Here is a 19,394-nt window from a genome sequence, read left to right as displayed (position 1 = left end):
CGAGAGGACGGTCGGCATGGCGGAGATCGCGGCGGCGGTGGCGCTCCCGGTGGGGCGGCTGGGCGGAGCGTTCATGATCTCCCGGGAGGCCCGGGCGTTCGGCGACGCGCTCCGCCTCACCGGCTGGGCGCCCTACTTCCGGGGCCGCTTCGGCGTCCTCGGCGACGTCGACGCCGACGTCGTCGCGTCGGCGGCGGGCTTCTTCCCCGCCGGCGTCGTCCGGGCCGCCTGGGAGGCGGGCGCCGGCGTCCCGGCGGCGGAGGCCGCGGCGCGCTACGCCGTCGCCGCCCAGGAGTACGGGCGCCGGACGCTGGCGGACTTCGCCGGCGCGGAACGCCTCGCCGAGCTCCTCCAGCGCGTCGTGGACGGCGCCGGCGTGCTCGGCGCGCCGGTGTTCGCCGGCTGGCGGGCGGTCCCGCTGCCCGAGGACGCCCCGGCCCGCGCCGTCCAGCTCGCCCACGTCCTCCGCGAGCTGCGCGGCGGCCTGCACATCGCGGCGGTGCTGGCGAGCGGGCAGTCCCCGCTGGAGGCGATCCTCACGGGCCGTTCGCCGCTGCTGCCCTCCGGCGAGCCGAACGCCGAGTTCTTCGGCTGGCCGCGCCCCTACCCCGCGCCGACCGACGAGGACCGCCGCCGCCACGCCGACGCCGAGCGCCTGACCGACGCGCTGATGGCCCCCGCCTTCGCCGTCCTGGACAAGGCCGAGGGCGAGGAGCTGACCGCCCTCGTCACCGAGGCCGAGCACCTCGCCCTCGGCGGCGGCGCCTAGCGGCGGACGAGGTTCAGCTCGACGCCGCCGACGATGCGGCCGCGCAGGACCTCGGCCAGGCGGTCGGAGACGCGCTGGACGGTGGCGCGCTCGTCGTGGCCGGGCACGACCGCGAACCGGACGGCGAGCTCGGCGGACACGCCCCGGTCGAGGCGGACGCCGGTGACGCTCGGGTCGGAGCCGAACGCGGCCTCGATGGCGGCGAGCATCTCGGGGTCCTCGTGCGGCGGCGGGACGGGCCGGCCCTCGGCGAGCAGGTGCAGGCGGAGGCCGTCGACGGCGAACGGGACGGGCCCGGCGACGTCCACGACCAGGGCCTGCGCGTCCTCGTCGAGGGCGGCCTGGCACGCCTGCCGCGTCCGCACCGCGACGGGGCGGGCGTCGGCGCGCCAGGCGCGCATCGCGTTCATGGTGGTGAAGCCGAGCACGCCGCGGCGGCCGTCGGCGCCGGTCAGCGTCGGCACGGCCATGTCGCTGGACTTCTCGCGGCGCAGCTCGCCCGGCGCGACCTCCTCCTCCTCGGTGAGGACGGCGACGACCGGGACCAGCAGCCGGGCGTGCTGCAGGGCGTGCAGCACCGGGTACTCCCCGGAGCGGCCCTCCGCGTAGCCCGCCAGCGCCTCGGCCAGCCGCGGGTCGGCGGCCCCGTCGTCGGTGGGGAACTGCGGTTGGGGAATGGTCTTTCCGGACACGCGACGAGGCTATAGCCTCCCCCGACCGCCGCGGGCGACTACTTCGTCACGGAGCGCGAACCGTGACCTCCGGCGGCCGGGCGGGCCGGCGGCGCCGGACCGGAACGGCCGCGCCGTTTACACTTCCGAGCACGAAAGATCCGATTTTTCCCCGGAGGCCCCGTGAAGCCGTCCCCCGTGCCGTCCGACCGGCAGGCGCGCGCCGCCTGGCGGGCCCTGCCCCGGGCCACCCGCCGGGAGATGCTGGCCGCCGAGGAGCCCTGGCCCGACCGGGACGCCGCCGGCGCGGGCGTCGCCTACGCGCGGATGATGCTGGCCCGCTCGCCGCGCCGGCACTCTCTCATCCCGGCCGCCGCGACGCTCGCGATCGTCGTGGTCGGGACGCTGGTCGTGCAGCTCACCGGCGGCGGCAGCGAGATGGCGCGGCTCGCGCCGGTGCTGCTGGCGTGCGCGGTGCTGGTGTGGTCGCGCAACCGGCTGAGCGCCTACCTGCACGCCCTGGACCGGCTGGCGCGCCTGAACGCCGCGCCCGCCAAGGCCCCCGCCGAGCCGGTCTAGCCGCCGAGGGCCGTCAGGCGGCGGACGGCCTCGTCGATGACCTCGTCCTTCTTGCAGAACGCGAACCGGACGAAGTGCGCGCCCGCCTCGGGCCGCTGGTAGAACACCTGTGTCGGGATCGCGACGACGCCCGCCCGCTCGGGCAGCGCCCGCGCCAGCTCCATGCCGTCGGCGAAGCCGAGCGGCCGGATGTCGGCCTGCACGAAGTAGGTGCCCTGCGGCCGGTGGACGGTGAACCCGGCGGCCTCCAGGCCGGTGACGAGCCGGTCGCGCTTGCCCTCCAGGGAGGCGCGCAGGTCCGCGACCCACGGCAGCTCGTTGCGGAGCGCGTAGGCCGCGGCGTGCTGCCAGGGCCCGCCGGTGGCGTAGGTGACGAACTGCTTGACGGTCTGCACCGCCCGCACGTGCGCGGCCGGGCCGGTGACCCAGCCGGTCTTCCAGCCGGTGACCGAGAAGGTCTTGCCGACCGACGACACCGTCACCGTCCGCTCCCGCATCCCCGGCAGGGTCGCGAGCGGGACGTGCTCGGCGCCGTCGTAGGTGAGGTACTCGTAGACCTCGTCGGTGACGGCGGTGAGGTCGTGCTCGCGGCAGACGTCCGCGATCGTCTCCAGCTCGGCGCGGGTGAAGACGGTGCCCGCCGGGTTGTGCGGCGAGTTCACCAGGATCAGCCGGGTGCGGGGGCCGACGGCGGCGCGCAGCTCGCCCGGGTCGAAGGTGAAGCGGCCGTCCACCGGGCGCAGCAGCACCGGGCGCAGCGTCGCGCCCGCGAGCGCGACGGTCGCGGCGTAGGAGTCGTAGGTCGGCTCGAACGCGATCACCTCGTCGCCCGGTCCGGCGAGCGCCATGACGGACGCGGCGACGCCCTCGGTCGCGCCGACGGTGACGTACACCTCGGCCGCGGGGTCGTAGTCCAGGCCGTAGCGGGCCTTCCTCTGCTCGGCGACGGCCTCGCGCAGCTCGGGCAGGCCGGGGCCGGGCGGGTACTGGTTGCCGCCGCCGCGGATCGCCTCGACGGCCGCCTCCAGCATGGCGGGCGGCCCGTCGGTGTCGGGGAACCCCTGGCCGAGGTTGATCGCGCCGGTGGCGGCGGCGAGCGCCGACATCTCCGCGAAGATCGTCGTCCCGAAGCCCTGCATGCGCGATACGAGCGGTTCCGTCACGGCCCCACCCTAGCCAGGCGTGCAGAATGGGGGCATGCGCGTGGCACTGTGTCAGATCGAGGTCGGCGACGACCCGAAGGAGAACCTCGACCGGATGCGCGGGGCGCTCGCCGCCGCGCCGGACGCCGACCTCGCGGTGTTCCCCGAGGCGTCGCAGGTCCGGTTCGGCAACGAGCTCGCCGGCTTCGCCGAGCCCCTCGACGGCCCATTCGTCACCGCGCTGCGCGAGGCGGCCCGCGCGCACGGCACCGCCGTGATCGCCGGGGTGTTCGAGCCGGCCGGCGGCGGCCGCGTGCACAACACCGTCGTCGGGATCGAGGCCGACGGGACGCTCGCCGGCTCCTACCGCAAGCTGCACCTGTTCGACGCGTTCGGCGACCGCGAGTCCGAGCACGTCGCGCCCGGCGACCGGCCGGTCGTCCTCGACCTCGCCGGCACCCGCATCGGCATCGTGACCTGCTACGACGTGCGCTTCCCCGAGCTGGCGCGGCGGCTGGTCGACGACGGCGCGCAGATCCTGGCGGTCCCGGCGGCCTGGGCGCAGGGGGTGTTCAAGGAGGAGCACTGGACGACGCTGGTGCGGGCCCGCGCGATCGAGAACACCACCTGGGTGGTCGCGGTCGACAAGGCCCCCGACGCCTCCCGGCCGCCGCGCGGCGCGCCCGGCGGCGTCGGGCGCAGCCTGCTGGTCGACCCGATGGGCGCGGTGCTCGCCGATCTCGGGCCGTTCCCCGGGGTCCGGGTCGCCGAGCTGGACCCCGGGGTCACCGGCCGCGTCCGCGAGCGCCTGCCGTCGCTGGCGCACCGCCGCCGCGACGTCCTCTGACGCGGCGCGGTCCCGCGCGTCAGTCGGCGATGCCGACGGCCTTGCGGTGCGTGCCGGTGTTGCCGACGAAGTCCAGCAGGGCGGTCGCCACGTCCGCGCGGGCGATGCTGCGGCCGCCGCGCACGAGGCCGCCGACGGCGCTGCGGTAGGCGCCCTTGCCGGGCCGGTCCAGCAGGCGCGGCGGGCGGACGATCGTCCAGTCCAGGTCCGAGCGGCGGACGATCTCCTCTCCCTCGGCCAGGTCCAGGAAGTTGTCCCGCAGGATCCGCTGGAGCAGCGGCTTGACGGCGTACCGGGTGAAGGGCCCGTCGGCGGGGTCGTCGACCGCGCCCGCCGCGCCGACCAGCAGCAGCCGCCGGACGCCCGCGGCGGTCATGGCGGCGACCTCGCTGCGCGCGCCGTCGGCCTGGATCGTGTCCGGGCCGCGGGTGCGGGTGCCGAGCGCGCTGATGACGGCGTCGCGGCCCTTGACCAGCGGCGCGAGGGCGTCGGGGTCCAGGACGTCGGCGCGCACCACCTCGGCGCGCTCGCGCAGGCCGGCGGGCAGGCCGTCCGGGTCGCGGACGGCGGCGGTGACCTCGTGGCCCCGTTCGAGCGCCTGCCGCACGACCTCCTTGCCGATGCCGCCGGTCGCGCCGATCACGGTCAGTCGCATGGGATTCCTCCGTCCAGGGGTGTGTGAGTCTTCACTAACCCCTAGGGTGGGTGAGTACTCACCCACCCGTCAAGAGGGAACGATGAACGCACGCGAGCGCATCCTCGACGCGGCCGCCGAGATCATGCGGGGGCAGGGCGCGGCCCGCGCCACCACCAAGGAGATCGCCCGCGCCGCCGGCTACTCCGAGGCGCTGCTCTACAAGCACTTCCGCGACAAGAACGAGCTGCTGCTCAAGGTACTGAAGGAGCGGATGCCGCCGATGGGCGCCGCGCTCGTGCCCGGCGAGGGCACCGTCCGCGCCAACCTGGTCGCCACGGCCCGCGACGGGCTGCGGTTCTACCGGGAGAGCTTCCCGATGATGGCCTCGATGGCCTCGCAGCCCGCGCTCATGGCCGCGACCCGCGACGGGATGCGCTCCTACGGCGCCGGGCCGCACGAGCCCGTGCGGCGCCTCGCCGCCTACCTGGAGGCCGAGCGGGACCTCGGCCGGGTCGCGGCGGGCGCCGACCCGGCGGCGGCCGCCGCGCTGCTCCTCGGCGCCTGCTTCCAGCAGGGGTTCCTCGCCTACGTCGCCGAGGACCCGCCCGCGTCCGAGGAGGCCGCCGCCGCGCTCGTCGCGCCGCTGCTGCCCGCCCTGCTCCCGCCGGGCGCGACGCGCGGCCCGCACGATGACCCGCCGCCCGGCGGTGACTCTCGGTAACCTCGGCTCACCGACGAGGAAGGGACCGCGACGACGATGCACGCCCGCTCCGAAGGTGCCGACGCCACCGTTGACCCCGGCACGGGAGACGGCCCGCCGCCCGGCACGCCCGTCCTGGAGTACCGGGGCGACCCGGCCCTGGTGTGCGGTTTCGTCGCGGCGGAGGCCGCCCGGCACGGCGTCATCGGCAACAGCGCCGCGCTGCTGGTCATCGCCGCCGGGGACGTGGCGGCCGGGCTCGGCACCGCCGGCCGGGGCGCGACGGTGCGGGTGTGGCCGCAGCGGACGGGGCCGCGGCGCGCGGCGCTCGTCTGCCGGTTCCAGGCGCCGGCCGGGCGGGCCGTGCCGGCCCAGCGGCCGCCGGCGCACCGCCTCGGCGGCCGCGTCCAGGTGACGTGCGCGGGCCCGGTCACCACCCTGCGCCTGCCGCTCTGACGCCGCCCCGCCGGGGCCGTGTCAGCCGGTGGGCCAGCGGACGAGCTCGCCGTCCACGACGGCGGCGAGCTCCCCGGCGCCGCGGTGGTGCCAGGACGGGACGAAGCCGGGCACCGCCCCGGTGCGCTCGCCGGTGTAGGGATCCCAGACCTCCAGGCCGCCCGGCGCCGCCGCGTACAGCCGCCGGTCGTCGGCGAACAGCCGGCCGCGCGGCCCGGGGAAGGCGAGCGCCTCGTCGCCGGTGACGGTGTCGAAGACCCGGACGCCGTCCAGCATGGCGATCTCGTCCTCGCCGATCCCCCACACCGCGAGCAGGTCGCCGGCGATCCACGCCATCGGGACGTTCCACAGGTAGTGGCGCCGGCAGAGGCGCCGCAGGGAGGCGCCGTCCTCGGGCTCGCCGGGGTGGCCGTCCAGCCAGCGCTCCAGGTCCCAGGCGGCGACGACGCCGACCGGCGCCCACACCCAGCCGTCGTCGGCGACGCGGCGGCCGTCCGGGGAGACGTGCAGGGCGCCGTGGAAGTAGTCGAGCCCGCCGCCCGCGCGGTCGGTGAGGGGCGCGCCGGTCGCGGCGTCGGCGGCGTCCAGGCGGTTCCAGGCGGTGCGGTGCAGCACGACGGTGCGGCCCGCGTGCTCGGCGAACGCGAGCGAGAACGGCACCGTCTCGGGGCGGTGGTCGCCGCCGTCCAGGGTGAGGGTGACGGCGTTGGTGGCGAGGTCGACGACGGCGCCGTGCCGCCCGTGGTCGTTGACGACGGCGGCGAACGCGCCGTCGGCCGAGGCGTGCAGGGCGCGGCGCAGCGCGTGCCCGGCCCACGGCTTGCGGTCCGGCTCGGCGGGGACGGGGTCGGTGCCGACGACGCGCTGCTCGCCGGTGCCGGCGTCGAACCGCACGATCTCGCCCGCGGCGGTGAGGAGCAGCCACTGCGAGCCGGGCGCGGCGGCGATCGGGGCGACGTCCACCGGGACGCCGAGCGCGCCGGGCAGCGGGGTGCGGACGAGGCCGGCGGCCACCGGCTCGGGCCGCTCGCGGACGCCGGGCTCGCCGCGCCAGCCGACGAGCGCGCCGCCCTCCCCGTCGACCCGGTCGACGCAGCCCTCGCACGCCTCCAGCAGCACCGGGTCGCCGGCCTCGTCGCACGCCGGGCAGCACAGGTCGTACTCCAGCCCGCGCCCGCGCAGCAGCCGCAGGTGGTCCTGCTCGTCGCCCTTCGGGCCGAGCAGGTGGCGGCACAGCCGGATGTCGCCGGCATGCGCCACATGACCGCACGCGTGAACGTCCACGCGACGACCTTAACCGAGCCGGGTTTTCACCACCTTGCCCATCGCGTTCCGCGGCAGCGATTCCACCAGGTGGACGGTGCGGGGGCGCTTGTGCGCCGACAGGGAGGCGGCGACGAAGGCGATGAGCTGGGCCTCGGTGGCGCCGTCGGCGACGACGTAGGCGGTGACCTGCTCGCCGAGGTCGGCGTGCGGGGTGCCGATGACGGCGGCCTCGCGGACGGCGGGATGGGCGAGCAGCGCGTTCTCGACCTCGCCCGCGCCGATCCGGTAGCCGCCGCTCTTGATGAGGTCGGTGGAGGCGCGGCCGACGATGCGGTGCCAGCCGTCGGCGCCGATCACGGCGATGTCGCCGGTGCGGAACCAGCCGTCGGGGGTGAACGCCTGGGCGGTCGCCTCGGGCCGGTTCAGGTAGCCGTCGAACAGCATCGGCGCCCGGACCTGGAGCTCGCCGGGCGTCTCGCCGTCGTGCGCGGCGGGCGTCCCGTCCTCGGCGGCGAGGCGGGTGCGGACGCCGGGCAGCGGGAGGCCGACGTGCCCGGCGCGGCGCTCGCCGCCGGCGCGGGTGCTGACGGTGATGAGCGTCTCGGTCATGCCGTAGCGCTCGATCGGGCTCTGCCCGGTGAGCTCGGCGAGGCGCTCGAACACCGGGACGGGCAGCGGCGCGCTGCCCGACACCAGCAGCCGGGCCGAGCGGAGCGCCCGCGCGGTCCCGGGTTCGGCGGCGACCCGCGACCAGACGGTCGGGACGCCGAAGTACAGCGAGCCGCCCGCCGCCGCGTACGCCTCGGGGCGCGGCCGGACGGTGTGCACCAGCGGCGACCCGACCCGCAGCGGGCCGAGGACGCCGAGGACGAGGCCGTGCACGTGGAACAGCGGCAGCCCGTGCACGACGGTGTCGCCGGGCGTCCACGCCCACGCCTCGGCGAGCGCGTCGAGGCCGGCGGCGACGGCGCCGCGCGAGAGGAGCACGCCCTTCGGCGCGCCGGTGGTGCCCGAGGTGTAGAGGACGAACGCGGTCGCGTCCGCGGGCGGCTCGGCGTGCGCGAGCGCGCCGTCGCGGGGCAGCGCGTCGACCGGGACGAGCGGCGGCTCGCCGTCGGCGGGCTCGTGCGCGCCGCGGGCGGCGAGCACCAGGCGGGCGCCGGAGTCGCCGAGGATGTGGGCGCGCTCGGCGGGGCCGGAGTCGGGCGGCAGCGGCACCACCGGCACGCCGGCGAGCAGGCCGCCGAGAACGGCGGCGATCGTCTCCGGCGAGGCGGTCGCGTGCACCGCGACGGCGGGCGCGCCCTGGATCTCGGCGGCGACCGCCGACGCCCAGCGCAGCAGCTCGCCGCGCGACAGGCCGCGCTCGCCGACGCGCACCGCGTTCGGCAGGTCGGCGCCGGTGCCTCCGAGCAGCTCCATCAGTGGTCCCCGTCCCGCTCGTCCGGCTCGTCCAGCCAGGCCATGATGGCGTCCCCGTGCTCGCCGAGGCGCGGCGGGGCGGTGTGGGCGCGCGGCGGCGCGCCGTCGAAGCGGAGCGGCGGGCCGGGCAGCTCGACGCGGCCGAGGTCGGGGTGCTCGACCTCGACGACGAGGCCCTGCGAGCGGGTCTGCGCCCACTCGTACACCTCGCCGACCGTCCGGATCGTCCCGGCCGGCACGCCCGCCTCCGCGAGCCGGGCGAGCCACTCGGCGCGGGTGCCGGCGGCGAGGGCCCGCTCGATGTCGGCGGCGAGCTCGGCGCGGCGCTCCGTCCGGTCGGGGATCGTGGCGTAGCGGGGGTCGCCCGGGTCCAGGCCGACGAGCGGGGCGAAGCGGCGCCAGAGGTCCTGGTTGGCGACGCCGATCTGCAGGGCGCCGTCGGCGCAGGCGAACGTGCCGTAGGGGGCGAGCGAGGGGTGGTCGTTGCCGACGGGCTCGGGGTCGTCCTTGGCGACGGTCCAGCGGGTGCCCTGGAACATGTGGGCGGCGACGACCGAGGCGAGCAGCGACGTCCGCACGACGGTGCCGCGGCCGGTGCGCTCGCGCTCGTAGAGGGCGGCGAGCACGCCGGCGACGCCGTTGTGGGCGGCCAGGATGTCGGCGATGGACAGCCCGACCTTGCTCGGCGCCCCGGGCGGCCCGGTCACCGCCATGATCCCGGCCTCGGCCTGCACGATGGCGTCGTAGCCGGGGCGGCCGCCCTCGGGGCCGTCGTGCCCGAACCCGGTGATGGACAGCACGACGAGGCGGGGGTTCAGCTCGCGCAGCCGGGCGGTGCCGAGCCCGAGGCGGTCCATGACGCCGGTGCGGAAGTTCTCCACCAGCACGTCGGCGCGCCGGACGAGCCGCTCCAGCACCGCGCGGCCGGCGTCCGCCTTCAGGTCGAGCTCGATCGACTCCTTGTTGCGGTTGACCGACAGGTAGTAGGTGCTGACGCCGTCGACGAACGGCGGCCCCCAGCCGCGCGTCTCGTCGCCGGTCCCGGGCCGCTCGACCTTGATCACGCGGGCGCCGAGGTCGGCGAGCGCCATGGTGGCCTGCGGCCCGGCGACGACCCGGCTGAGGTCGACCACCACCACGCCTTCGAGCGGACCGGGCATGTCGGGGGCTCCTTCCGGCGGTTCCGCTGGAAGTATGCCGGGGTGCCCGCCGCCTCCCCCACCTGGCCCGCCCTCGCCGCCCGCGCCCTCGCCCGGCCGCCGTCGGTCGGGCCGGTCCGGCTGGTCGCGGTGGACGGGCCGAGCGGCGCGGGCAAGTCGACGCTCGCGGCGCGCCTCGCCGCCGCGCTCGGCGGCGCCCCGCTCGTCGGCGCCGACGACTTCCCGGTGCCGTGGGACGCCGACCCGCTCGCCTGGTGGGCGCCGTTCCGCGCCGCCGTCCTGGACCCGCTCGCCGCCGGGCGGCCCGGCCGGCTGCGCCGCTACGACTGGCGGAGCGGCGCCCACGGGCCGGCGGAGGAGGTCCCGCCGGCGCCGGCGCTCGTCGTCGAGGGGGTCGGCGCGGCCTGGCGGGGGTCGCCGGCGGCGCTGCGGATCTGGGTGGACGCGCCGCGCGCCGTCCGCCGCGCCCGCGCGCTCGCCCGCGACGGCGCCGCCCACGCGGCGGCGTGGGACGCCTGGGCCGGGCGCGAGGCCGCGCACTTCGCCGCCGACCGCACCCGCGACCGCGCCGACGTCCTGCTGGACGGCACCGCCCTTCCCGGCGGCACCGCCCTTCGGGACCCGGCGGGATGTGCCAAGCTGGACGCCGTCCGAACCGCCGACACCAGCATGGAGAACCGCAGCATGGCGCTTGAACGGCCTGAGATCGACTTCCCCGAGGGCCAGCCGTCCCCCTACCTCGACATCACCGACCTCACCGTCGGCGACGGCGCGGAGGCCACCAAGGGCTCCACCGTCTCGGTGCACTACGTCGGGGTCTCCTTCTCCACCGGCGAGGAGTTCGACGCGTCCTGGAACCGCGGCGAGGCGTTCGCCTTCCCGCTCGGCGCCGGCCGCGTCATCAAGGGCTGGGACATGGGCGTGGAGGGCATGAAGGTGGGCGGCCGCCGCAAGCTGGTCATCCCGCCGCACCTGGCCTACGGCGACCGCAGCCCGAGCCCGGCGATCAAGCCCGGCGAGACGCTGATCTTCGTGGTGGACCTGCTCGGCGTGAGCTAGCGTCCACGCGCGTCAAGGGCGGGCAAACGGAGGCCGAAATCCCCTCCGCTTGCCCGCCCGGCCGTTTCCCCGGGCGGCCGCGTCGGTATCGGTCGTACATGATCCAGGCGCGCGGGCTCACCAAGAGGTACGGACACCGGACCGCCGTCGACCACGCCGACTTCACCGTGCGGCCCGGCCACGTCACCGGCTTCCTCGGCCCGAACGGCGCCGGCAAGTCGACCACGATGCGGATGATCCTCGGCCTGGACCGGCCCACCTCCGGCGACGTCACCGTCGGCGGGCGCCGCTACCCCGAGCTCGGCGCGCCGCTCCGCGAGGTCGGGGCGCTGCTGGACGCCAAGGCCGTCCACCCGGGCCGGAGCGCCCGCAACCACCTGCGCTGCCTGGCGCAGAGCAACGGCATCCCCGAGCGGCGGGTGGACGAGGTCCTCGCCCTGGTCGGGCTGGAGAGCGTCGCGGGCAAGCCCTCGCGCGGGTTCTCGCTCGGCATGGGCCAGCGCCTCGGCATCGCCGCCGCGCTGCTCGGCGACCCGCCGGTGCTGATGTTCGACGAGCCGGTGAACGGCCTGGACCCCGAGGGCATCCTGTGGATCCGCAACCTGATGCGGAACCTGGCCGCCGAGGGCCGCACGGTGTTCGTGTCCAGCCACCTCATGTCGGAGATGGCACTGACCGCCGACCACCTCGTCGTCATCGGCCGCGGCCGGATCCTCGCCGACACCGGGATGCGCGACTTCATCGACGCCAACGCCACCAGCCACGTGCTGGTGCGCACCCCGCAGGCCGGGCACCTCGGGCCGCTGCTCGCCGCCCGCGACTGGCGGGTGGAGGTCGAGGCCGACCAGGCGCTCCGCGTCTACGGCGCGAGCGCGGACCAGATCGGCGACGTCGCCGCCGACCACGGGTTCCGGCTGCACGAGCTGTCGCCCGTGCAGCCGTCGCTGGAGGAGGCGTTCATGCAGCTCACCGGCGACACCGTCGAGTACCACGCGGGCGGCCCGGCGCGGCCCGCCGCCGGTTCCGGGGACGGCCCACCGGCGGCGGGCGGCGGCCTGCCGCAGGCGCCGCCACCGCCCCCGCCGACGATCGGGGACGACCTGCACGGAGGAGGGCACCGCGCATGAGCACCGCGACCACCGCCACCGCGGGCACCGCCGAGCCGGATCCGGGGCGGCCGCGCGCGTCCTTCGCCGACGTGCTCCGCTCGGAGTGGACGAAGATCATCACGGTGCCGTCCACGTTCTGGACGCTGCTCGCCGGCTCCCTCGTCGTCATCGGCTTCTCGGTGCTGTGGGCGTTCGCGTTCACCAGCACCTATGACCAGCTCTCGCCCGACGCCCGCGCCGACGTCGCCCCGACCTCGCCCATGCAGATCGCGTTCTACTTCGGCATGGTGATCTTCGGGGTGCTGGGGGTGCTCGTCGTCACCGCCGAGTACACGACCGGGATGATGCGCACCTCGCTCACCGCCGTCCCGCGCCGTCCGGTGTACCTGGCGGCCAAGGCGCTGGTGCTCGGCGGGGTGGTGCTGGTCGTCGGGGAGGCCGTGTCGTTCCTGTCGTTCTTCCTCAGCCAGGCGGTGCTGGCGACCAAGGACATCAGCGGCTCGCTCGGCGACCCCGGCGTGCTGCGCGCCGTGGCGGGCGGCGGCGTCTACCTGGCGCTGATCGCGCTGATGGCGCTCGGCATCGGCGTCATCGTCCGGCACACCGCGGGCGCGGTCGTCGTGGTGTTCATCGTGCTGTTCGTCCTCGGCATCGTCGGCGGGTTCCTGCCGGGGCAGTGGGGCGAGACGGTCGCGAAGTACCTGCCGTCGAACGCCGGCAGCGCGATCCTGGTGCCGGTCGAGCAGTCGGGGGTGCTGCCGCCCTGGCAGGGCCTCGCGGTGTTCGCGCTCTACACCGCCGTCGTCTGCGCCGCCGCCCTGGCGGTCTTCCAGTCCCGGGACGCCTGAGCGGATGCGGGGCCTCGTCACCGCCTGGCGGGCCGGCTGCGGCCTCCTCGCCCTCGGGACGGTCGCGGTCGCCTACGCCTTCCGCAGGCCGGGCCTCGACGCGGTGGACTTCTGGAGCTACTGGACCAACCTCAGCAACTGCCTCGGCGGCCTGGTGCTGCTCGCGGGCGCGCTGCCGGGACGGCGCGGCGGCGCGGCCCTGGACCGGCTGCGCGGCGCCGCCGCCCTCTACCTGGCGATCACCGGCGTCGTGTACGCGCTGCTGCTCGGCGGCGAGGTCGCCAACTGGCCGGGCTGGGTGCAGCACCGCCTCATGCCCGTGGCCCTGCCGCTCGACTGGCTGCTGTTCACCCCGGTCCGGCGGCTGCCGCCCTGGCGGACGCTGCTGGCGTGGCTGGCGGTGCCGCTCGGCTACCTCGGCTACGTGCTGGCGCACGGCGCGCGGACGCGCTGGTACCCCTACCCGTTCCTGAACGCCGACCGGTACGGCTACCCGGCCGTCGCGGGGTACGCGCTGCTGCTCGCCGGGATCTTCACGGCGGCGGCCGCGGCGCTGCTGGTCTGGGCGGACCTGCGGCGGCGCCTGCTGCGGCTCGGGAAGCGGCTCGCCGGGGTGCCGTCCTGGGTCCGCGAGACGTCCTGACGGGCGGGCCGCCGGCACCCCACCCTTGTTAGGTTAGGCATACCTAAGTTACCGTTCGGGGTGTTCGAGGACCGTCCTACCCGACGGGCCGCCGGCGGCGGCGCAGGCCGGCGCGGCCGGCCGCCCGGGAACCCCGAGGTGATGAGCAGTGCCCGCCTCCCCCCTGTCGGCCGACTACCGGCCGATCGCCAACCTCGACCCGCACCACCTGGAGGTGTTCCTGCTCCAGGTCGGCGGCCTGCTGCTGCTGGCGTTCGCGCTCGGCCGGATCGCCGTCCGGCTCGGGCTTCCCCCGATCGTCGGCGAGCTGACGGCGGGCGTGCTCGCCGGGCCGTCGGTGCTCGGCCACCTGCTGCCGGGGTTCAGCGGCTGGATCCTGCCGCACGAGGTCGAGCAGATGCACCTGCTGGACGCCGTCGGGCAGCTCGGCGTGCTGCTCCTCGTCGGGCTCACCGGCGCGCATCTGGACCTCGGCCTGGTGCGGCGGCGCGGCGCGACCGCGGCGCGGGTGAGCGGGTTCGGGATCGTCGTGCCGCTCGCGCTCGGCGTCGCCTGCGGGCTGCTGCTGCCCGCGACGCTCGTCCCGGACGGCGTCGACCGGGGCACGTTCGCGCTGTTCCTCGGCGTCGCGCTCGGCATCAGCGCCATCCCCGTCATCGCCAAGACCCTCCTCGAACTGCGCATGCTGCACCGCGACGTCGGGCAGCTCACCCTCTGCGCCGTCACCATCGACGACCTGATCGGCTGGATCCTGCTGTCGGTCGTGTCGGCGATGGCGACGACCGGCGTCCAGACCGGCGGGGTGCTCTGGGCCGTCGCCAAGGTCGCGCTCGTGCTCGCCCTCGCGCTGCTCGCCGGGCCGCTCGCCCGCCGGGCGTTCCGCACGGTCCGCCCGCGGCTCGGCGACGCCGCCTGCTCGGCGATCGTGGTCGGGCTCGTCCTGCTCGCCGCCGCCGGGACGCAGGCGCTCGGGCTGGAGGCGGTGTTCGGCGCGTTCCTCGCCGGCGTCGTGCTCGGCGGCCCCGACGGGGTCGGCCGGATGCCCGCGCTGGACGCGGCCGTCATGAACGTGCTCGCGCCGGTGTTCTTCGTGACGGCGGGCCTCCGCATGGACCTCACCGCGCTCGCCCGCCCCGTCGTCCTGCTCGCCGCGGCGGTGCTGCTGGCGTCGGCGATCGCCGGCAAGTTCGCCGGCGCCTACGCCGGGGCGCGGCTCAGCCGGCTCGGGCACTGGGAGGGCCTCGCGCTCGGCGCCGGGATGAACGCGCGCGGCGTCATCGAGGTGGTCATCGCGATGGTGGGGCTCCGGCTCGGCGTGCTGCCGCCGGAGATGTACACCGTGATCGTGCTGATCGCGGTGGTCACGTCGGTGATGGCGCCGCCGGTCCTGCGCCGCTCGATGGCGCACCTGGAGGAGTCCGACGAGGAGCGCGAGCGCGGCCGTCCCGCCGCGGTCCGCGAGCCCGCCGGGACGGCCTCCCCCGCCTGACGGGCGGCGGCCCCGGGGAGGCGGCGGGCCTCCCCGGGGCGCCCGGTCAGGCGGTGGTGCGGGTGATGGTGACGGCGGAGTCCAGCGTGAACCCGCCGGTGAAGGTGAGCGTCCCGCCGGTGGTCACCCCGGGGCAGCCGACCGAGCCGTCGGCGTTGGTGTTGGTGTAGGCGTGGGCGACCGCGCCGGTGTACTTCAGGACGCGGGTGCCGTTGGTGTACGTGGCGGTGATCTTGTCGAAGTCGAAGCGGCAGTCGTCGGCGAGGAAGGAGATGCCGATGGGGACGCTCTTCTTGCCGATCAGGCTGGTGGTGCCGGTCGCCGCGTCGTAGCCGGTCGGGCTGTAGTAGACGACGCCGATACTGGCGATGGTGCCGCCGAGGAGCATGCCCTGCTCGCCGTTGGGGCCCTTGCACGCCGTCGCGCTGGTCGCGGCCGTGTAGTCGGCCTTGGCGAGCAGCGGGGACGCGGCGGTGGACGTCACGGAGGCCAGCGTGCCCTGCTGGTACGCCTCCGCGCAGGTGAAGATCGTCTTGCCGGCGGCGTTCCTGGCGGTGAGGCCGGCGGTCGTGGTCGAGGCGTAGCGGCCGTCGGCGGCGGGGTTGACGACCTTCCAGGTCGTCGTGGCGGCGTGCGCGGCCGGGGCGGCGAGCGCGAGCGGCGCGGCGGCGGCCGCCGCCAGGGCGAGGGCGCGGGTCGGGGCGGGCGGGCGCGCAGGGGTGGGGCGCATGGCGAACCTCCTCGGCCCGCGGGGCGGGCGCGTCAGGGAAGATCAACTGGCCGGACCGCGCCAACCTAGCCCGGCCCGCCCCACAAGATCAACAACTTGCTTGCGGACGCAACCTTCCTTGCGCCCGCCCCTCCCCCGCTCCCCGCCCGGCTCAGGTGCCGGTGGCGTGCCGGACGTGGCGGCGCGACAGCGGCACGACCAGCGGCGTCCCGGTGACGGGGTCGGGGACGACCTCGCAGGGCAGCCCGAACACCGCCTCGATCAGCTCGGGCGTCGCGACGTCGGCGGGCGGGCCCTGCGCGACGACCGCGCCGTCGCGCATCGCGACCAGGTGGGTGGCGTAGCGGCAGGCGTGGTTCAGGTCGTGCAGGACGGCGACGAGCGTGCGGTCGCGGTCCTCGTGCAGCCCGGCGCAGAGGTCGAGCACGTCGATCTGGTGGGCGATGTCGAGGAACGTCGTCGGCTCGTCCAGCAGCAGGATCGGGGTCTCCTGCGCCAGCACCATCGCGAGCCACACCCGCTGGCGCTGACCGCCCGACAGCTCGTCCACGGGACGCTCGGCGAGCGCGGCGGTGTCGGTGGCGGCGAGGGCGCGGGCGACGGCGTCCTCGTCCTCGGCGGTCCAGCCGCGCAGCGGGCGGCGGTGCGGGTGGCGGCCGCGCGACACCAGGTCGGCGACGGTGATCGCCTCGGGGGTGACCGGCTGCTGGGCGAGCAGCCCGAGGGTGCGGGCGACCTGCTTGGACGGCAGCCGGGCGATGTCGGCGCCGTCCAGCAGGACGGTCCCGGCGCGGCGCGCGAGGACGCGGGCCAGGGTGTGCAGCAGCGTGGACTTGCCGCAGGCGTTCGGGCCGACGATCACGGTGAACGAGCCGTCGGGGATCTCCAGGTCGAGTCCCTCGATGACGGTCCGCCCGCCGTGGCCGGCCGCCAGGTCGCGGGCGGCGAGCCGGGTGCGCGGCGCGGGCGGGTGCGGGTCAGGCACGTCCGGCCCTCCATTCGGTGAGCATGAGCCAGCCCAGGTAGACGCCGCCGACGAAGCCGGTCATGACGCCGACGGGCAGCTGGGTGGGGGCGATCAGCCGCTGCGCGGCGATGTCGCTGGCGGACAGCAGGACCGCGCCCATGAGGGCGGCGGCCGGCAGGTTCGGGCCGGGGGCCCGGGTGAGGCGCTTGGCGAGCTGCGGCGCGGCGAGCGCGATGAAGGCGACGGGCCCGGCGGTCGCGGTGGCGGCGGCGGTGAGCGCCACCCCGACCGCCATGATCGCCAGGCGGGACCGCTCGACCCGCACGCCGAGGGCGCCCGCCGTCGGGTCGCCGAGCTCCAGCATCCGCAGGTCGCGGGCGAGCAGCGCCGCGCACGGCAGCAGCAGCGCCAGCACGGCGAGGAGCGGCCGGAGGCTCTCCCAGCCGCGCGCGTTCAGGCTGCCGACGAGCCACGCCGACGCGCTCTGCGCCGCGTTCACCTCGGCGCGGCTGAGCAGGAAGGCGTTCAGCGCCTCCAGCATGGCGCTGATGCCGATGCCGACGAGGACGAGCCGGAGGCCGTGCACGCCGTCGCGGAACGCCAGCAGGTAGACCGCGAGGGCGGTGAGCAGGCCGCCGCCGACGGCGCCGCAGGCGATCTGCAGGGCGCCGCCGCCGAACAGCAGGATCGCCACGATGCCGCCGGACGCCGACCCGACGGTGAACCCGACGATGTCGGGGCTGCCGAGCGGGTTGCGGGTGATGCTCTGGAAGATGGCGCCGCCGAGGGCGAGGGCGGCGCCGACGGCGCAGCCGGCCAGCACGCGCGGGAGCCGCAGGTCCATGACGATGAACCCGGCGCCGGGCGGGCCGCCGCCGAACAGCGTCGCGACGACCTGGCCGGGGCTGAGCGCGAAGTCGCCGATCCCGAGCGCCGCCACCACGACGCCGGCGAGGACGGCGGCGAGCAGCGCCGTCACGGCGGCCGGGCGGGCGCGCGGCCGCGCCGGGCGGCGCCGGACGGGCGCGGGCGCGGCGGGGGCGGGGGCCGGGGCGGTCACAGCTCGGCCACCTTGCGCCGCCGCACCAGCAGGATGAACACCGGCGCGCCGACGAACGCGGTGACGACGCCGGCCTCCAGCTCGCCGGGCCGGGCGACGACGCGGCCGGCGACGTCGGCGGCGAGCAGCACGACGGGCGCGAGCAGCATCGACACCGGCAGCACCCACCGCTGGTCGGGGCCGGTGAACAGGCGGACGGCGTGCGGCACCATCAGCCCGACGAAGGTGATCGGGCCGATCGCGGCGGTGGCGGCGCCGCAGAGCACCGTCACCGCGACGAGCGTGGCGAACCGGACGCGGCCGGGGTTCACGCCGAGGGCGCGGCCCGCCTCGTCGCCGAGGGCGAGCGCGTTCAGCCGGGCGCTCAGCGACACCCCGACGACGGCGGCGGCCGCGATGAACGGCGCGACGATCGCGACCTCGCGGCCGTTCGCGGCGGCGAGCGACCCGACCGTCCAGAACCGCAGCCGGTTCGCCGAGTCGTTGTCGACGAGGGTGAGGGCGGCGGTGAGGGAGGCCAGCACCGCCGACGTCGCCATCCCGGCGAGGACGAGGCGGACGGGGGTGGCGCGGCGGGCCCCGCCGCCGCGCCCGAGCGCGTACACGATCGCGGTGGCCAGGGCGGCGCCGGCGAACGCGAACCAGAGCGTGGAGCCGGCGCCGGCGGCGGGCAGCACCGTCCCGGCGGCGACGACGGCGGCCGCGGCGCCGGCGTTCACGCCGAGCAGCCCGGGGTCGGCGAGCGGGTTGCGGCTGAGCGCCTGCATGAGCGCGCCGGCGAGGCCGAGCGCGGCGCCCGCCGCGACGCCGAGCAGGGTGCGCGGCACGCGCCGGTCCCACACCACCAGGGCGTCGTCGGAGCCGTCGCGGTGCAGCAGCACCCGCCAGACCTCGCCGGGCGCGATGCCCTTGGCGCCGACGGCGAGGCTGAGCAGCGCGACGGCCCCGAGGAGCGCCGTGAGGACGGCGACCGCCGCGAGGCCGCCCCTGTTGCGGCCCCTGGCAAGGGTCGTGCGCATCAGTCCAGGCCGTCGTGGTGGTCGTGGTCGGCGACGCCGGCCTTCCAGTAGCCGTCGATGTCGGCCTGCTCCTTGGGCAGGCCGATCTCGTTGCGGACGAAGCGGCGGATCGGCTTCAGCGTGGTCGCCTCGGCGCCGAACCAGGCGTAGCCGTCGCCGGCGGGCGGGCGGAAGCCGCGGACGGCCTCCTCCAGGGCGCCGCTCCGCCCGGCGCGGGCGCCGTCCCGGTGCACCCAGGTGAGGGTGACGTCGGCGTCGCTGCGCAGCTCCTGCTCCTCCTGCGGGCCGGCGACCTCGGCGAACGCGAACGCCGGGACGCCGGCGGGCAGCGCCTCCAGCCAGCGGCCGAGGGCGGGCAGGCCGGTCTCGTCGCAGCCGAGCAGGTACCAGTCCCACACGTAGGGGACGATCTCCGAGCCGCGCGGGCCGAGCACGCCGACGAGGTCGCCGGGCGCCGCCTTCGCCGCGAACGAGGAGCCGGGGCCGTCGCCGTGCAGGACCATGTCGACGTCGAGTTCCTGCGCGTCCGGCCGGTGGTAGCGGACGGTGTAGTCGCGCATGATCGGCTCGGGGGCGCCGGGGAGCGGGTCCTCCAGGCTGTCGGCGCGGATGCGGGGCGGGACGGGCACGGGGTCGTCGCCCTGCGCGAAGTACAGCTTGACGTGGTCGGCGGGCGCCATCTCGTGGAACCCGTCGAGGGCGGGGCCGCCGAGGGTGACGCGGACCATCGCGGGCGTGAGCCGCTCGACCCGCCTGACCTCGGTCAGCCGCGGCGTGAGCGGGTGCTCGACGATGCGGACGCGCCGGTCGGTGAGGGGCAT

21 protein-coding genes are annotated in these 19,394 nt (G+C 76.7%); 10 read left to right on the top strand and 11 right to left on the bottom strand.

All coding sequences use genetic code 11. The features are described 5' to 3' along the window. Positions 1 to 16 precede the first annotated feature (16 nt). Entirely contained in the window at positions 17 to 769 is a 753-nt protein-coding gene (locus K1Y72_RS01295; protein ID WP_220162380.1) for an SCO6745 family protein, read from the top strand. Here the strand turns inward: K1Y72_RS01295 and K1Y72_RS01290 are convergent. Continuing rightward, the gene (locus K1Y72_RS01290) at positions 766 to 1,461 is read right to left on the bottom strand and encodes an SseB family protein (protein WP_220162378.1); all 696 of its coding nucleotides are present in this window, start codon (positions 1,459 to 1,461) and stop codon (positions 766 to 768) included. The two genes, K1Y72_RS01295 and K1Y72_RS01290, sit on opposite strands and share 4 nt — an antisense overlap. 162 nt (positions 1,462 to 1,623) lie before the next feature. Here K1Y72_RS01290 and K1Y72_RS01285 point away from each other — a divergent pair, with 162 nt between their 5' ends. Beyond that, positions 1,624 to 2,019, top strand: a complete 396-nt coding sequence (locus K1Y72_RS01285; protein WP_220162375.1) for a hypothetical protein — start codon at positions 1,624 to 1,626, stop codon at positions 2,017 to 2,019. Here K1Y72_RS01285 and K1Y72_RS01280 read toward each other — a convergent pair. Beyond that, positions 2,016 to 3,182, bottom strand: a complete 1,167-nt coding sequence (locus K1Y72_RS01280; RefSeq protein WP_220162373.1) for a pyridoxal phosphate-dependent aminotransferase — start codon at positions 3,180 to 3,182, stop codon at positions 2,016 to 2,018. The two genes, K1Y72_RS01285 and K1Y72_RS01280, sit on opposite strands and share 4 nt — an antisense overlap. Before the next feature lie 34 nt (positions 3,183 to 3,216). Here K1Y72_RS01280 and K1Y72_RS01275 point away from each other — a divergent pair, with 34 nt between their 5' ends. Beyond that, positions 3,217 to 4,008 carry a carbon-nitrogen hydrolase family protein gene (locus K1Y72_RS01275; RefSeq protein WP_220162371.1) on the top strand — a complete coding sequence of 264 codons (792 nt, stop codon included), beginning with the start codon at positions 3,217 to 3,219 and terminating at the stop codon, positions 4,006 to 4,008. 19 nt (positions 4,009 to 4,027) lie between these two features. Here the strand turns inward: K1Y72_RS01275 and K1Y72_RS01270 are convergent, their stop codons facing one another. Further along, positions 4,028 to 4,663 (bottom strand): NAD(P)-dependent oxidoreductase, encoded by a 636-nt coding sequence (locus K1Y72_RS01270; protein WP_220162369.1) that lies wholly within the window; start codon positions 4,661 to 4,663, stop codon positions 4,028 to 4,030. An 82-nt stretch (positions 4,664 to 4,745) separates the two neighbouring features. On the opposite strand from K1Y72_RS01270, the gene K1Y72_RS01265 reads away from it, so the two are divergent. Then, a complete protein-coding gene (locus tag K1Y72_RS01265) occupies positions 4,746 to 5,366 on the top strand; it encodes a TetR/AcrR family transcriptional regulator (RefSeq protein ID WP_220162367.1) in 621 nt (206 codons plus the stop codon). A gap of 36 nt (positions 5,367 to 5,402) precedes the next feature. Then, a complete protein-coding gene (locus K1Y72_RS01260) occupies positions 5,403 to 5,801 on the top strand; it encodes a hypothetical protein (protein WP_220162365.1) in 399 nt (132 codons plus the stop codon). Between the two features lie 21 nt (positions 5,802 to 5,822). On the opposite strand, the gene K1Y72_RS01255 is transcribed toward K1Y72_RS01260, so the two are convergent. From K1Y72_RS01255 to K1Y72_RS01245, 3 genes are read right to left on the bottom strand one after another with little or no spacing between them, the layout of a single operon-like run. Further along, positions 5,823 to 7,085, bottom strand: coding sequence for a YncE family protein (locus K1Y72_RS01255; protein ID WP_220162362.1), 1,263 nt, complete (start codon positions 7,083 to 7,085; stop codon positions 5,823 to 5,825). Between the two features lie 9 nt (positions 7,086 to 7,094). Further along, positions 7,095 to 8,489, bottom strand: coding sequence for an acyl-CoA synthetase (locus K1Y72_RS01250; RefSeq protein ID WP_220162360.1), 1,395 nt, complete (start codon positions 8,487 to 8,489; stop codon positions 7,095 to 7,097). Continuing rightward, positions 8,489 to 9,649: a CaiB/BaiF CoA transferase family protein gene (locus K1Y72_RS01245; protein ID WP_220162358.1), complete on the bottom strand. Its 1,161-nt coding sequence runs from the start codon at positions 9,647 to 9,649 to the stop codon at positions 8,489 to 8,491. Before K1Y72_RS01245 ends, K1Y72_RS01250 begins: the two co-directional genes overlap by 1 nt. A 684-nt stretch (positions 9,650 to 10,333) precedes the next feature. On the opposite strand from K1Y72_RS01245, the gene K1Y72_RS01240 reads away from it, so the two are divergent. The 5 genes from K1Y72_RS01240 to K1Y72_RS01220 all read left to right on the top strand — a co-directional run bounded on the left by K1Y72_RS01240 (position 10,334) and on the right by K1Y72_RS01220 (position 14,797). After that, entirely contained in the window at positions 10,334 to 10,708 is a 375-nt protein-coding gene (locus K1Y72_RS01240) for an FKBP-type peptidyl-prolyl cis-trans isomerase (protein ID WP_220162872.1), read from the top strand. A gap of 98 nt (positions 10,709 to 10,806) precedes the next feature. Continuing rightward, entirely contained in the window at positions 10,807 to 11,835 is a 1,029-nt protein-coding gene (locus K1Y72_RS01235; RefSeq protein WP_220162356.1) for an ABC transporter ATP-binding protein, read from the top strand. Continuing rightward, positions 11,832 to 12,665, top strand: a complete 834-nt coding sequence (locus K1Y72_RS01230) for an ABC transporter permease (protein ID WP_220162354.1) — start codon at positions 11,832 to 11,834, stop codon at positions 12,663 to 12,665. The genes K1Y72_RS01235 and K1Y72_RS01230 overlap by 4 nt, the downstream gene beginning before the upstream one ends. A gap of 4 nt (positions 12,666 to 12,669) precedes the next feature. Beyond that, on the top strand, positions 12,670 to 13,308 hold the full coding sequence (locus K1Y72_RS01225; protein ID WP_220162352.1) for a Pr6Pr family membrane protein: 639 nt from the start codon (positions 12,670 to 12,672) through the stop codon (positions 13,306 to 13,308). Positions 13,309 to 13,456: 148 nt separating this feature from the next. Next, entirely contained in the window at positions 13,457 to 14,797 is a 1,341-nt protein-coding gene (locus K1Y72_RS01220; protein ID WP_220162350.1) for a cation:proton antiporter, read from the top strand. A gap of 46 nt (positions 14,798 to 14,843) precedes the next feature. Here the strand turns inward: K1Y72_RS01220 and K1Y72_RS01215 are convergent, their stop codons facing one another. From K1Y72_RS01215 to K1Y72_RS01195, 5 genes are all read right to left on the bottom strand, one after another. Then, positions 14,844 to 15,527 carry a hypothetical protein gene (locus tag K1Y72_RS01215; protein WP_220162348.1) on the bottom strand — a complete coding sequence of 228 codons (684 nt, stop codon included), beginning with the start codon at positions 15,525 to 15,527 and terminating at the stop codon, positions 14,844 to 14,846. Between the two features lie 151 nt (positions 15,528 to 15,678). After that, positions 15,679 to 16,512, bottom strand: a complete 834-nt coding sequence (locus tag K1Y72_RS01210; protein ID WP_372452810.1) for an ABC transporter ATP-binding protein — start codon at positions 16,510 to 16,512, stop codon at positions 15,679 to 15,681. Next, positions 16,505 to 17,554 (bottom strand): FecCD family ABC transporter permease, encoded by a 1,050-nt coding sequence (locus K1Y72_RS01205; protein WP_220162346.1) that lies wholly within the window; start codon positions 17,552 to 17,554, stop codon positions 16,505 to 16,507. The genes K1Y72_RS01210 and K1Y72_RS01205 overlap by 8 nt, the downstream gene beginning before the upstream one ends. After that, positions 17,551 to 18,573, bottom strand: a complete 1,023-nt coding sequence (locus tag K1Y72_RS01200) for a FecCD family ABC transporter permease (protein WP_220162344.1) — start codon at positions 18,571 to 18,573, stop codon at positions 17,551 to 17,553. The genes K1Y72_RS01205 and K1Y72_RS01200 overlap by 4 nt, the downstream gene beginning before the upstream one ends. Next, a complete protein-coding gene (locus K1Y72_RS01195; RefSeq protein WP_220162342.1) occupies positions 18,573 to 19,394 on the bottom strand; it encodes a siderophore-interacting protein in 822 nt (273 codons plus the stop codon). The genes K1Y72_RS01200 and K1Y72_RS01195 overlap by 1 nt, the downstream gene beginning before the upstream one ends.

The sequence above is a fragment of the Actinomadura parmotrematis genome (assembly GCF_019458805.1).
GTDB classification, from domain to species: domain Bacteria; phylum Actinomycetota; class Actinomycetes; order Streptosporangiales; family Streptosporangiaceae; genus Spirillospora; species Spirillospora parmotrematis.
Note: the sequence above shows the minus strand (reverse complement) of the source record. Positions and strands in the feature narration are given on the sequence as shown.

What these genes read in the sequence shown, in the direction of transcription:
- K1Y72_RS01240 (WP_220162872.1), top strand. Translation starts at nt 10,334, where the DNA reads ATGGCGCTTGAACGGCCTGAGATCGACTTCCCCGAGGGCCAGCCGTCC.
- K1Y72_RS01260 (WP_220162365.1), top strand. Translation starts at nt 5,403, where the DNA reads ATGCACGCCCGCTCCGAAGGTGCCGACGCCACCGTTGACCCCGGCACG.
- K1Y72_RS01225 (WP_220162352.1), top strand. Translation starts at nt 12,670, where the DNA reads ATGCGGGGCCTCGTCACCGCCTGGCGGGCCGGCTGCGGCCTCCTCGCC.
- K1Y72_RS01235 (WP_220162356.1), top strand. Translation starts at nt 10,807, where the DNA reads ATGATCCAGGCGCGCGGGCTCACCAAGAGGTACGGACACCGGACCGCC.
- K1Y72_RS01265 (WP_220162367.1), top strand. Translation starts at nt 4,746, where the DNA reads ATGAACGCACGCGAGCGCATCCTCGACGCGGCCGCCGAGATCATGCGG.
- K1Y72_RS01250 (WP_220162360.1), bottom strand. Translation starts at nt 8,489, where the DNA reads ATGGAGCTGCTCGGAGGCACCGGCGCCGACCTGCCGAACGCGGTGCGC.
- K1Y72_RS01230 (WP_220162354.1), top strand. Translation starts at nt 11,832, where the DNA reads ATGAGCACCGCGACCACCGCCACCGCGGGCACCGCCGAGCCGGATCCG.
- K1Y72_RS01270 (WP_220162369.1), bottom strand. Translation starts at nt 4,663, where the DNA reads ATGCGACTGACCGTGATCGGCGCGACCGGCGGCATCGGCAAGGAGGTC.
- K1Y72_RS01245 (WP_220162358.1), bottom strand. Translation starts at nt 9,649, where the DNA reads ATGCCCGGTCCGCTCGAAGGCGTGGTGGTGGTCGACCTCAGCCGGGTC.
- K1Y72_RS01295 (WP_220162380.1), top strand. Translation starts at nt 17, where the DNA reads ATGGCGGAGATCGCGGCGGCGGTGGCGCTCCCGGTGGGGCGGCTGGGC.
- K1Y72_RS01275 (WP_220162371.1), top strand. Translation starts at nt 3,217, where the DNA reads ATGCGCGTGGCACTGTGTCAGATCGAGGTCGGCGACGACCCGAAGGAG.
- K1Y72_RS01215 (WP_220162348.1), bottom strand. Translation starts at nt 15,527, where the DNA reads ATGCGCCCCACCCCTGCGCGCCCGCCCGCCCCGACCCGCGCCCTCGCC.
- K1Y72_RS01200 (WP_220162344.1), bottom strand. Translation starts at nt 18,573, where the DNA reads ATGCGCACGACCCTTGCCAGGGGCCGCAACAGGGGCGGCCTCGCGGCG.
- K1Y72_RS01195 (WP_220162342.1), bottom strand. Translation starts at nt 19,394, where the DNA reads ATGCCCCTCACCGACCGGCGCGTCCGCATCGTCGAGCACCCGCTCACG.